Raw genomic sequence first — 12601 nt, 5'->3', positions numbered from 1 at the left:
TCTCTTATTCTTCTAAAAACTCACCTAATTCAGACCATGCTTCCTTCACTTCTACACCTTGCTCTTCCGCTGCTTTCTTGTTAAACATCAATTCGAAGTTTTGTGGAGCCTGTACTGGAAGTTCAGAAGGCTTTTTCTCACCTTTTAAAATCTTGACGGCCATCAACCCAGTTTCATAACCAAGATCTTCATAGTTAAAGCCGCTTGCCGCAATCGCACCTTTTTTCAATGAATCAAGTTCCCCGACAAATAGAGGGATGTCCTTTTCATTAGCAACACCGATGACCGATTCGAGTGCAGATACCACTGTATTATCTTTCGGGATATAAATGGCATCAACACGCCCGGTCAGCGACTCAGCTGCTTGCTTAACATCAGCAGATGTGGAGACGGAAGCTTCTACGATCTTGACTCCTTTTTCCTTTGCGATCTTATTGATTTCTTCTGCCTGAACGACCGCATTTTGCTCGCCTGAGTTATAAATGATACCGATTGTTTTCGCTTTCATTTCATCTGTTACGAAAGAAAGTGTTCTAGTAATGGCTTCAGGATGAGTATCCGTTGTACCTGTAATATTTTCGCCTGGTTCATCGAACGATTTCACCAATTCAGCACCAACCGGGTCCGTTACTGAAGTAAAAACGATTGGGATTTTCTTTGTAGCATTCAGTGCATGCTGCGCACTTGGGGTTGAGTTCGCGAAGATGAGGTCTACTCCGTCACCCACCAGGTTCTTGGCTGCCGTCTGGGAGTTACTTTGATCTCCTTGGGCAATTTGAATATTGTATTCAACATTTTCCCCTTCTTTAAATCCATTGTCAGCTAAAGCTTTTTTAAATCCTTCGAAAGCTGCATCTAGAGAAGGATGTTCAACAATTTGAGTGACCCCGATTACGTATTTCTTGTCACCATTATCTGCCGAACCCTGCTCGCTGCCGCCGCATCCGGATAATACAAGCATACCTAGAAGCATCGTTATGACACCGAGTAACAAACTCTTCTTCTTCATTGAAATCCCCCTTTTTCTCTTAAAAGAATTTTATGATTAGTAGTCTCAAAGACTAGCAAACCCATTATGATAAAAAAATGACCGTCGTTAATACAACGTTATATTATCATTCCTGTCACAAAATAGTCAATAATATTCCGAAAATTTAAAAATTAATACTAGTATAGACGGTTTGGGTGTGAATATCTAGATGTTTTTTGGTTTTTGGCGAAGTGAAATCTGATTTAGCAAGGGGTTTAGAAACTATTTGATAATGGGATGATCATTATCTTTCTGAGACCGGGGTTTCCATAAGGCATGGTGGCGTTTATAGTGTTCTTTTGGCGGGTGCGCGAAATTTGTCGTTTCGTGAAGAATGGCAGATATATTGAAATTTTGGCAGATAAAATTATAAAACGGCAGATAAAATCATTTAAAAGCAAATATCCTACTAGTCCTGCTAGGGGATTAACTGCTATACGCAGCCTCCGCGCTCATAAATCCTATTTTCTAGTGTAGATTTACAGTAACCTCAAAAACCAACATTCCAATAAAAAAGCACGCTCCCCCTAAAAGGAACATGCTCCCCTCTATCATTTCATCCTGCTCTTTGCCAATCTTTCGAAAATCCGGTCAACATCACCCATCATTTTTTCAATCAGCTCTTTCACTGTCGGAATATCCGATACCAATCCCGATACCTGGCCCCCATTGATAAATCCCTGATCCAGCTTTCCTTCCAGCGCACCAATTCTATGGTAGACTTCGGATGTAAGCTGCCCGAATTCCTCAGCAGGAACGCCTTCCTTTTCTTTTCGGATCAAATCGGCAGAATAAGGTGTTTTCATGACCCTTCTTACTTTGCCGACTGAACGGCCGACAATCACCGTGCTGTCATCTTTCGCATCCAGAAGCGAGGATTTGTAGCTTTCATGAAACGGTGCTTCCTGCGTCGCGATGAGACGGGTCCCCATCTGAACCCCGCTTGCACCGAGGGCGAGCATGCTGGCAAGTCCCCTTCCGTCGCCGATTCCACCTGCAGCGACCACGGGAATGCTTACTGCATCAACGAGCTGCGGTATCAGTGCGAGCGTGGTCGTTTCCAGGTTGGAATTGATCCCCGCTGCTTCATACCCTTCCCCCACAAGGATATCCGCTCCTGCATCTTCCGCTTTCATCGCTTGTTTTTTGGAAGCGACCACACAGATCACTTTCACTCCATGTTCATGGAAATATGGAATGAGCGGCGTCGGATTTCCTGCCGATAAGGATACGGCATGCACCTTATGTTTAACCACCAGTCGGACCATCTCCTGTAAATGAGGAGTGATCGCGATTGGAATATTTAATGCGAAAGGTTTCGCTGTACGATTCTTTGTCTCTATGATTATACTTTCTACTTCCTTTACGCTCATTGTCCCGACCCCGATGGTGCCCAGCGCACCTGCTTCGGAAACGGCTGCCGTCAAAGGAGCATTACTGATGTTCCCCATTCCCCCTTGAAGAATAGGATAGTCGATTTTGAGAATCTCCGCTAAGTTATTCATTAAAATCCCCCTTCGTTAATTTTATGTTATACTTTTGCGAAAATATAGACAAGTTCTATTTGATGTTATGCTAGGAAAATAATAATGAAATGGTTTGTAAGTTTCCAATCTGGCAAAAGAAATCTGAACAGAAAAAAACCCAGAGCTAATGACTCTGGGTTTTTATGTCTAGATTATCTTCTTGTTCCGTTACAGCACCCTTTAGTGTTTTTTCATCCTTACATTTATTTATATAAATCTCTTTAAATATTCGCCAAATATTTTGTTCATAACTTTGGGTGTGTTTTCTAAATAAACATTCATTTGTTCAATGTTTGATTCGAATTTATCAGAGTTTCTTTCATCTGTTGGGAAATCAGAAATTCCTTTAATAATAATACATTCAACATCATTCTTCTTACAGATATAAGCAATTGCACCCGCTTCTGTATCGGCTATTGTTATTTCGTTTTCTTTAAGTTCTAAATAGTCCTTCCACATAACTACTGCTTTATCAGCGGTGCCAATTGTTCCGGTATAAAAATCATTTCCATATTTTGATAGATCAATATCGACTTTGAAGGAATGTTTAATAAGAGGCTCGATTTCTTTTACTGTGCAATCATATTGAACGGCTTCGCCGGGTACAATTATATCCAAATTACTGTACTTATCATCTATTCCTGCACAGGTTCCAGCAACGATTACTTTAGTTAAATTAAATGTAGAAATCATATACTGATTACCACCAACACCATTTACTTTTCTTACACCGGTACTATAAAAAACAAGTTCGGTATCATTAATTGTTCTTATGAAATACTCTCCAAAAGGATAACCGATACGTTCATTATCTTTTATGCCGAAATATTCTAATGTCGCTTCGTATTCCCACTTCGTTGCTATACTTATTCCTATCATCGACTTATCACCTTACAAATATAATTTGTCACTATTTTATGTCTATCCAGGGTCTGAATTTCATTTTAACCACTATCCTTCTTTACTCTGTTCATCAACAATTCGTTATTAATATGTAAATATCCTTTTTACTAACCTGCAATTGTACCAAACAATTCCTTACAAGAGGCTCATCTCCTCAAGAACAGGTTTTGAATTGACAAGTCATTTAGCACCCTAATTAGCACCTCTTTTTTTAGTTATACAATTATTACTGTGCTCCTGATAATTAAGATGCTATTCAAGGTGCTATCTCACCACAAAATCGAATGAAAACATTGTTATCGCAACAAATAAAGCAGGTCTAATTCATATGCGAATTAGCCTGCTATTTATAGTGCTATTTGTAATTTTCTCTCCCAAAACGGAACCCCTTACCATTTCAGCAGGGGTTTTATCAATCCAGCAATAAAGGGTGTGTCATGATATCGTAACTGCGGTCCTTATTTTTCAATTCGTTGCCGTCTTCGAATACACTTTCAAAGAATCGGGATGCCGGTTCCGCAAGTTCTTTATAGTATTCGGCAAATAAGGAGGCTGCATGTGCCCCCAGCCACTTTTCAGGAAGCAGTTCTTCCGGAAGACCGGGATCCACGAATAGGAATTTCCGGTACTCATGCACAAGCTTTGTCCGCTCAACAAAGCATTCCGCATCGCTCATATCGCCTTTTTTGATTTTGTTCTTATCGATCATATATTGCTGACTGTACAGGGCGATGAACTCCTGATAACGTTCATTGATTTCTTTCAAGTCCCAGCTCTTTTCGACTAATCGCTGGTTTTCATTCGGTCCTTTGTATTCTGCGATAAAGAAATCGACGTATTCTTTGATGTCGTATTTCTTGATCAAAGATTGAACCTGTTTTTCCAAATTGTTCGGTGAAATCCATGTGGAGGTCGAAAGCGTACCAAAACCGCTCCATACTAGTTCCTTGCGGAGTTCATCCCTGATGCTGCGGATTTCTTCAGGAATGCTGTACATGAAGATTCTCCAATTCCCGTCCCATTCCTGGGGCTTGAGCTTGAAGATACGGTTAGCTGCTTCTTCCATGCGGTCGACGCCGGGTTCAGTCAATGAATAATAGCTTTTATTCCCCTGCTTCTCCGCCTGGACCCAGCCTTGTTTATTCATCCTTGAAATCGCTGCCCGGACTGCCTGATCGTTATGTCCGAATTCATTCAGCAAACGGATGAGACTGCCGATCCATATTTTATTTCCATAATGGCGTATGTAATCCCCGTAAAGGGTAAAGATCATTGATCTGGTGTTCATTGCTGCCTCTCCTTTTGCACAATCACTTTTGCGAAAAAACTTTCTTGTGACGTTCATTTTACGTTTGATAAATATATTATCACAACTCTTTGACTTATTTAAATAACAAACTCGAAATTTTTGGAAATAATAGCGGGGGTTCCTAACAATCACATCATAGTAATCAGCCAAAATAAAGACATCACAGAAAGAGGTCCTGGATCCAGCACCTCTTCCTTCATTATTATTCTATATTTTCAACCAGCGTCGCAATCCCCTGACCCACACCGATACACATTGTCGAGAGACCGTACCGAGTACCGCGTTTCTTCATCTCATGCACGAGTGTTGTCAGGATCCTCGCACCGCTTGCTCCAAGCGGGTGACCGAAGGCGATCGCTCCTCCGTTGACATTGACGATATCTTCGTTCAGTCCAAGGTCCCTCACACATGCAATTGATTGGGCTGCAAACGCTTCGTTCAACTCTACCAATCCTATTTGATCAAGAGAGATGCCCGCCCGCTTCAGTGCTTTGCGTGTGGCATAGATCGGACCAAGCCCCATTACAGAAGGATCCAGCCCTGCAGTTGCAGAAGTAACGTAACGCGCGAGGGGTTTCAGACCTAATTCGTCCGCTTTATCCCTGCTCATCAAAAGCAGCGCAGATGCCCCATCGTTCACACCGGATGCATTTCCTGCGGTGACTGTTCCTTCATTAAATAAAGGTGACAGTTTGCCGAGTTTTTCCATACTTGATTGGGGACGAGGGTGCTCATCCACTGTCACAGTTGTGACATTCCCTTTTCGATCAGTGATTTCTACAGGTATGATTTCCTCTTTGAACCGTTCTTCATCCATTGCTTGCTTAGCTTTCACCTGGCTCTCAAAGGCAAACCTGTCCTGTTCTTCCCTGGTGATTTCATATCGATTTGCAACATTTTCAGCTGTTTCCGGCATGGAATCCGTCCCGTATCTTTGCTTAAGCCGGGCATTGACGAAGCGCCACCCGATAGTTGTATCGAACATCTCCATATTCCCTCTCGGAAAGTCCTTGGAAGGTTTCGCCATAACAAATGGAGCCCTCGTCATGCTTTCGGTACCGCCGGCAATGAAAATATCGCCTTCCCCGGCAAGGATTGCACGGGCGGCATAGTTCACTGCATCCAGTCCCGACCCGCATAGTCGATTGATTGTCGTTGCACCCACTTCGACAGGAAGGCCGGCAAGCAGGGTGGACATGCGTGCTACATTGCGATTGTCTTCTCCTGCGCCATTAGCATTTCCGAGCACGACCTCTTCGATGGCATCAACAGCCATTTCACTGTTCCTTTCGACCAACGCTTTGATCACAAGTGCCCCAAGGTCATCCGGACGGACGTCTTTCAAGGCGCCTTTATATCTTCCGATTGGAGTCCGCACTGCATCAACGATGACGACTTCCCTCATGATCGGCTCTCCTTTTCTTTCGTTTCTGAGTAATCATATACACCCTTGCCCGACTTCCTGCCAAGTCTTCCCGCTTTTACGTATTGTTCTAAAAGAGGGGCCGGACGGTATTTTTCCCCAAGCTTTTCATGAAGATATTTCAGGTTGTTCAGACGGGTATCGAGTCCAACCAGATCCCCCAGTTCAAACGGGCCCATCGGATAATTCAAGCCGAGCTTGATCGCCTTATCGATTTCTTCCGGCGTTCCGAGGCCCTCTTGCAACATATAAAAGGCTTCGTTGCCGACGAGCGCGCTGATCCTGCTTGTGACAAAACCCGGAAACTCATTGATGACGACTGTTTCTTTGCCCATTAAGCGGGCGACCTGCTCAATCACTTCCGCCGTTTCATCACTTGTCTCCAACCCTCTTACGATTTCTACCAGCGGCATTTTATGTACAGGATTGAAGAAATGCATCGCAATGACTTTGTCAGGCCGTTTCGTGAAAGAACCGATTTCGGTCGGGCTCATCGTCGAGGTGTTGGTTGCAAGATAGCAGTAATCAGGAGCATGTGCATCCAGCACTTCGAACACACCGCGTTTGATATCAGTTTTTTCCGGAACAGCTTCGATGACGACATCCGCATCACGGACCGTTATGGATAGATTAGTAGAATACGAAAGACGTTCGCGTGCTTCCATATACTCCTGATTCGTGATCTTCCCTCTTTCCACACCTTTTTCAAAAATACGCTGAATATCTTCTTTGGCATGATCCAGCTGTTCCTGTTTAATATCCACCAAAGTGGTTCTGAAGCCACCCACTGCACTTACATAGGCGATGCCCCTTCCCATTACTCCTGATCCTACGACAACAATATGCTGTGTCATATCGATTCCTCCTTATAGCAATAAGGGGTTGACCCCTTAAAGGACAACCCCTGTATCAAGCTGTTATGTTTATACGCCGAATGGATTCAGCGGACGATTTCCGAAGTAAGAAATGATACTCTTCGTTTCTGTATATAGATCCAGTGTTTCGACACAGAGTTCGCGGCCGAACCCTGACTGCTTGTAGCCTCCGAAAGGTGTTCCCGGGAATGCCGAGAATGGACAGTTCACCATGACGATCCCTGCCTGGATTGCCTTGGACACTCTCGTAGCACGGCCGTGATTTTGGGTCCAAACTGCTGAACCGAGGCCGTATTCGCTGTCGTTTGCCATCTTGATGACTTCTTTTTCGTCTTTGAATTTCATTACTACGACAACCGGTCCGAAAATCTCTTCCTTCACAGCCTTCATATCATGATTGACATCGGTGATGATTGTAGGCTCATACCAGTATCCTTTTTCAAAGCCTTCTACAGTCGCAGGCTTTCCTCCTGTCACGATTGTGGCCCCATCTTGTTTGGCAGACTCTACATAGCTGTGGATCGTATCCACCTGTCCCTGGTTGATGATGGCACCGATATGGGTTCCTTTATCATGGGGATCTCCAAGCGAAAGCTTCTTAGTTTTCGCTGTGAATTTTTCCATGAACTCATCATAGATATCTTCATGCACATAAAGTCTTGAACGTGCTTCACAGGACTGTCCCGTATTATAGAAGATACCGAACAGCGAACCATCTACCGCAGCGTCTACGTCAGCGTCGTCAAAGACGATGTTCGGAGACTTGCCTCCAAGCTCCAATGTCACGCGTTTCAATGTTTGAGAAGCTTTTTCCATGATGTTTTTACCGATTGGCGTTGAACCTGTGAATGCCACTTTGTCTACTTTTTCATGCTCGACCAGATAGTTTCCGACAGAAGAACCTGCTCCCGGTACGATGTTGACAACACCTTCAGGAACTCCCGCTTCGATACAGATTTCACCTAAAACGATTGCCGTGAGCGGAGTGAGCGTTGCCGGCTTCACGACGACCGAGCAGCCAGCAGCGATTGCAGGGGCAATTTTCCAAGCTGCCATCATCAATGGGTAGTTCCACGGAATGATTTGGGCACAAACACCGACCGGCTCTTTCTCTGCCGTATTCGTGAATTGTCCCGGGACATTGTTTACCGTGCCTCGGTGGCCGACAATCGCACCCGCATAAAATTCGAAGTCTTCGATTGCCTGCATGACCTGTCCTTGGGCTGCAGAAAGAGATTTACCGCTGTCCATGATTTCAAGCGATACCAGTTCATTAAAGCGGGAACGCATGATACCGGCAATCTTATTCAGCACGCGGGAGCGTTTGTTGATTGGGAACTTCTTCCACTTTCCATGATCAAACGCATTTCTTGCAGCCTCAACGGCTTTTTCAGCATCTTCCACGGAAGCAAGAGAAACGGTTGCGATCGGTTCACCCGTAGCAGGATTAAACGTCGTGAACGTCTCCCCAGATTCACTTTCCATACGTTGACCGTTGATTACCAATGAATAATGCTCTCTTTTCATCTCAAGTACTTCAAAGCTTTGTTCTTTTACTGTAGACATAGTCCCATCTCCTTTTTCGTTTTACTGTGTTAAACTCCGCTGTTGATTTCCGTGCAAGACTTCGCTTTCCGCGGGCGGTTGTTGAGCCTCCTCGTCTTTGCGCTCCTGCGGGGTCTCACCTAACACGCTTCTCCCGCAGGAGTCTTCGTCTTGCACTCCAATCAACCGCTGGATTCAGCCTAAAATTCAAGAATAGTCTATCTACCGTGAAAAGCAGGTCTTCTTTTCTCCATAAAAGCGGTGACGCCTTCGCGATGGTCTTCGGTCTGGCCGGCAATCCGCTGGGCGTAGGCTTCCTTTTCCAAGTATTCTTCAAAGGGTAAATCATGGCTTCCTTTTAAAAGCCGCTTCATCAATCCGATGGCTTTCGTCGGCATGGAAGCAATCCGTTCAGCAAAAGCGGCCGTTTCTTCCTGCCAGCTCTCAACCCCGATCAGCTTCGTCACCAATCCGAACTTATCAGCTTGCTCTGCCGTGATCTTCTCACCAAAAACAGCGAGTTCCAGCGCTTTTGCATAGCCTACCAGATTGGTTAAATAGTAGAGGTTGCCTGAATCAGGAACCAATCCGACGTGGACGAATGCTTGAACGAAACTTGCTTTTTCAGATACAAGCCTAAAGTCACATGCCAATGCCAGGGAAAACCCTGCTCCTGCCGCAACCCCGTTCACCGCCGCGATGACCGGCTTCTCGCAGACTTCGATTTCCTTCACCATCGGCCCGTAGTTATTTCGGAGGACTTCACCGTGGTCCATCGAATCATCGACTTCACTCAAATCCTGTCCGGAACAGAACGCACGGCCTTCACCGGTGATGACGACTGCCCTTACGTCCTTGTCACGTGAAGATTCTTTTACCGCCTTCGCTACTTCAAGGTTGAGCTGGCGGATGAATGCATTCAATTTATCCGGTCGGTTCAGGGTGATCCAGGCTACATGGTTTTTCACTTCGTATTTAATGGTTTCGTACATTATGTAGCCTCCTTACTTTCCTTTGAAATGTGGTTTGCGTTTTTCCACGAAAGCTTTCATGCCTTCTTTTTGATCCTCGGAGGCAAAAAGAAGATAGAAATTCTTCCGTTCATACTGCATTCCTTCGTAAAGAGAATAATCAACCGCTTTATGAACGGATTCTTTTATCAGCCGTATCGATAGCGGCGGCTTCGATGCTAGTTTCCTTGCAAATTTCTCTGTTTCTTCCATCAAAAGTTCCGGGGCGATCGCACGGTTGATGACACCCCATTCGAGTGCCTGTGCCGCAGTGAAACGGTCGCCTGACATGAGCCATTCCATCGCCCTTGATTTCCCAATGAGCTTTGTCAAACGCTGCGTTCCTCCTGCACCGGGCATGACCCCGAGATTCACTTCAGGGAATCCGAAGCTTGCGTCTTCTGCTGCAAACAACATGTCACAACACAATGCCAGTTCGAAGCCGCCGCCGAGCGCGAAACCCTGAACTGCACCGATGATCGGCTTTTTGATCCATGCAAGGCGGTCCCATTCAGTGAACTGGTTGAGGAGCTCAAGATCAATGGCGCCGTCTTCTGACATTTCATCAATATCGGCACCGGCAGCGAATGCCCTCCCCTTTCCGGATAAAATGATCACTTTTACATTGTCGTTCCGATCGAACTCTTCAAAAGCTTCCACGATTTCTGACACCATGGGGCGATTGATGGCGTTCAGCACCTTGGGACGGTTCAGCTCGATGAATCCGAGCCCGTCCCTTTCGCTGACCACAATGTATTCGTGCTTACTCATTCACTTCTTCACCAATCATGAGTGTGACCAGTTCAGCAGCAAAGCCCATCAGGTCTTTCCCTGAAGCTTTTCCTTCATCTGATTTGAGTCCTGCTTTCAGTGCTTCATGGCTTTCATAGTACATCTCACACATTAAGTAGTACTTGCCTTCTCCGCCCATTGGCGAACCTGTGATTCTTGTAACCTTCATTTCTTTCAGGCCCGGGATTTTCGCTGTGATCGGGGCATGGGTGTTGAAGTAGTGCTCGTCGAATTGCTCCTTGTTTTCAGGGTGTTTGTATAATGCGATTAGTTTTACCATTTGGAATCTCTCCTTAAATTTTGTTTTTTAGTTGGAATTTTCAATACCGCAGTTGATTTCCGTGGAAGACTTCGCTTTCCGCGGGTGACCCGTGAGCCTCCTCGGCTTCGCCTGCGGGGTCTCACATTGGCCACTTCTCCCGCAGGAGTCTACGTCTTCCACTCCAATCAACTGCTGGATCCGGTTAAAAATTCAGCTTAACCAAACTTTTTTATGAGCTGAATACGCCGCCTCCGCTTTTCTTACACCATGGTAGATATAGGCTTCATTGCCTCGAACGGGTTTTTGCATTGCTTGCAGTAGAGGATGCTCCTGCAGGCGGTTGGGCCGAAGAGGTTCTCCATTGATGTGTATGGAGAATCACAGTATGGGCAGTGAATCTGCCAGTCTTCTTCTCCGGTGAAGTCCCTCGGCGGCGGCGCGATGCCGAATTCCTTGAGGCTTTCTCGGCCTTTTTCCGTTAACCGGCTGGACGTCCAGGGTGTGGTATATACGAATTTCACATCCACTTCCCCTGTTCCCAACTGCTCTTTACATGCTTTCAACACATTCGATTTAATGATGTCGAGTGCGGGACAGCCCATGAATGTAGGAAGCAATTCAATCGTGACCCGTCCTTCTCCCTCTATAATTCTATTCACCATTCCCAAATCTACGATACTTATTGAATCAATTTCTGGATCCTTCACAGAGTGAAGGACATTCCAAACCGTTTCTGTCATTTCTGATCATCCTTTACCAGGTTGCTGCTGGATCTGAGTTGTATACTTCACTAAGAGTAGACAATGCTTGATCCAGGTCTGCTGTATGCTCTCCTTTGCGGCCATCACCTTTTTTCATGCCTGTTTTCGGAGGAAATGCCAGATTCGCAGATTGGAAGACTGGCTGCAGGGAAAGTTCCCAGCGCTTTATGAGATTCTCTTCTCCTTCAATCAGCCCCATGACGGCCATTTCTTTGCCTGCCGGACCCAATGTAAGAACACCCTGGAATTCATCGAGCACTCTTTCTATCGCTTCCCTCATACGGACTGCAGCTTCCCCGCCGGCGATTACCAGCTGCAGGAACCACGTCTTCCAGTGAAGCAGATGATAGTATAGTTCCGTATTAATCTTGATGGCGAGCTGTGCCAATGGTTCGTATGAAGAGTTTTTCAATGAATCGATGCGTACCTTTTTCGCAACACTGTAAAAATAGTGCCTGACCACGGCAAAAGCCCAATCGTATCGGGGTTCTGTCAAATAATCTCCCGGTCCATTCACTTCCTCCAAAAGAATCGCGTTTCTTCTTTGATTTGACGGACGGGCATGAGCAAGTGAATCCTGACTGCCTTCGCCAAGCTCTTCAAGCAGTTGATAATACATGGTGGCGTGGCCCATCGTGTCCTGATTTATGGAAGAGAATGCAACGTCTTCCTCAATGTGGGGGGCAAGTCCCAGCCACTCAGAACCGCGATACGCAAGGATGAAATCATCATCCGCCAGCTGATAGAGCAGGTTCAACAATGTTTCTTTATACTCTTTATTCGGGATGTCATCAGGACTTTTCACGATCATTTCTTTTTCACCAACTCTCCCCAGGACATGATTTCTTTCTCATCAAGCATTTCCTGTTCATATTGCCGCCACTTTTTCTTAAGGTAGCCATATCCTTTTGCATTCCGGTAATCCTTATTATCCAGACGCTTCACACTTTCTCTCTCTTCAGGCGTCATCATTCTGAGATCCGACCGTTTTACGACCCAAACATCCGCTACCGGTTCCCTCCTCATGAAATTCTCCTGAGCCATCACCATCGCCAATTCATGATTCGGGGCAAGCAGACTGAATTGATGCTGCATCGGCGCCCCGTCCGACCGTTTGCTGAACACTTCAAACTCCTGATAAAAATTCTGGCCCTTGTCAGACATC

13 protein-coding genes and 1 pseudogene are annotated in these 12601 nt (G+C 45.4%); all 14 read right to left on the bottom strand.

Annotated elements, in window-relative coordinates:
* Positions 1-4 precede the first annotated feature (4 nt).
* The 14 genes and pseudogenes from ACUXV2_RS00835 to paaB all read right to left on the bottom strand — a co-directional run bounded on the left by ACUXV2_RS00835 (position 5) and on the right by paaB (position 12600).
* Positions 5-1009 carry an ABC transporter substrate-binding protein gene (locus ACUXV2_RS00835; protein WP_446245178.1) on the bottom strand — a complete coding sequence of 335 codons (1005 nt, stop codon included), beginning with the start codon at positions 1007-1009 and terminating at the stop codon, positions 5-7.
* A gap of 572 nt (positions 1010-1581) precedes the next feature.
* On the bottom strand, positions 1582-2535 hold the full coding sequence (locus tag ACUXV2_RS00830) for an NAD(P)H-dependent flavin oxidoreductase (protein ID WP_446245177.1): 954 nt from the start codon (positions 2533-2535) through the stop codon (positions 1582-1584).
* A gap of 228 nt (positions 2536-2763) precedes the next feature.
* Complete coding sequence (locus ACUXV2_RS00825; RefSeq protein ID WP_446245176.1) at positions 2764-3435, bottom strand: 5'-methylthioadenosine/S-adenosylhomocysteine nucleosidase family protein; 672 nt, start codon at positions 3433-3435, stop codon at positions 2764-2766.
* A 436-nt stretch (positions 3436-3871) separates the two neighbouring features.
* The gene (paaX, locus tag ACUXV2_RS00820; protein ID WP_446245175.1) at positions 3872-4747 is read right to left on the bottom strand and encodes a phenylacetic acid degradation operon negative regulatory protein PaaX; all 876 of its coding nucleotides are present in this window, start codon (positions 4745-4747) and stop codon (positions 3872-3874) included.
* Positions 4748-4970: 223 nt separating this feature from the next.
* Positions 4971-6173, bottom strand: coding sequence for a thiolase family protein (locus ACUXV2_RS00815; protein WP_446245174.1), 1203 nt, complete (start codon positions 6171-6173; stop codon positions 4971-4973).
* A complete protein-coding gene (locus ACUXV2_RS00810; protein WP_446245173.1) occupies positions 6170-7045 on the bottom strand; it encodes a 3-hydroxyacyl-CoA dehydrogenase in 876 nt (291 codons plus the stop codon). The genes ACUXV2_RS00815 and ACUXV2_RS00810 overlap by 4 nt, the downstream gene beginning before the upstream one ends.
* A gap of 69 nt (positions 7046-7114) precedes the next feature.
* Entirely contained in the window at positions 7115-8632 is a 1518-nt protein-coding gene (locus tag ACUXV2_RS00805; RefSeq protein WP_446245172.1) for an aldehyde dehydrogenase family protein, read from the bottom strand.
* A pseudogene (locus ACUXV2_RS00800) lies at positions 8604-8797 on the bottom strand (hypothetical protein). Before ACUXV2_RS00800 ends, ACUXV2_RS00805 begins: the two are co-directional and overlap by 29 nt.
* A gap of 32 nt (positions 8798-8829) precedes the next feature.
* A complete protein-coding gene (locus ACUXV2_RS00795) occupies positions 8830-9603 on the bottom strand; it encodes an enoyl-CoA hydratase-related protein (RefSeq protein ID WP_446245171.1) in 774 nt (257 codons plus the stop codon).
* A 12-nt stretch (positions 9604-9615) separates the two neighbouring features.
* Positions 9616-10392 (bottom strand): enoyl-CoA hydratase/isomerase family protein, encoded by a 777-nt coding sequence (locus ACUXV2_RS00790; RefSeq protein ID WP_446245170.1) that lies wholly within the window; start codon positions 10390-10392, stop codon positions 9616-9618.
* Entirely contained in the window at positions 10385-10693 is a 309-nt protein-coding gene (locus ACUXV2_RS00785; protein WP_172248888.1) for an EthD family reductase, read from the bottom strand. Before ACUXV2_RS00785 ends, ACUXV2_RS00790 begins: the two co-directional genes overlap by 8 nt.
* A gap of 242 nt (positions 10694-10935) precedes the next feature.
* Positions 10936-11415, bottom strand: coding sequence for a 1,2-phenylacetyl-CoA epoxidase subunit PaaD (gene paaD, locus ACUXV2_RS00780; protein WP_446245169.1), 480 nt, complete (start codon positions 11413-11415; stop codon positions 10936-10938).
* A 13-nt stretch (positions 11416-11428) separates the two neighbouring features.
* Positions 11429-12247: a 1,2-phenylacetyl-CoA epoxidase subunit PaaC gene (gene paaC, locus ACUXV2_RS00775; protein WP_446245168.1), complete on the bottom strand. Its 819-nt coding sequence runs from the start codon at positions 12245-12247 to the stop codon at positions 11429-11431.
* The gene (paaB, locus tag ACUXV2_RS00770; RefSeq protein ID WP_446245167.1) at positions 12244-12600 is read right to left on the bottom strand and encodes a 1,2-phenylacetyl-CoA epoxidase subunit PaaB; all 357 of its coding nucleotides are present in this window, start codon (positions 12598-12600) and stop codon (positions 12244-12246) included. Before paaB ends, paaC begins: the two co-directional genes overlap by 4 nt.
* Between the last annotated feature and the right edge of the window lies 1 nt (position 12601).

It is taken from the genome of Rossellomorea sp. NS-SX7 (assembly GCF_052828565.1).
This window is presented reverse-complemented; position numbering and strand designations above follow the sequence as displayed.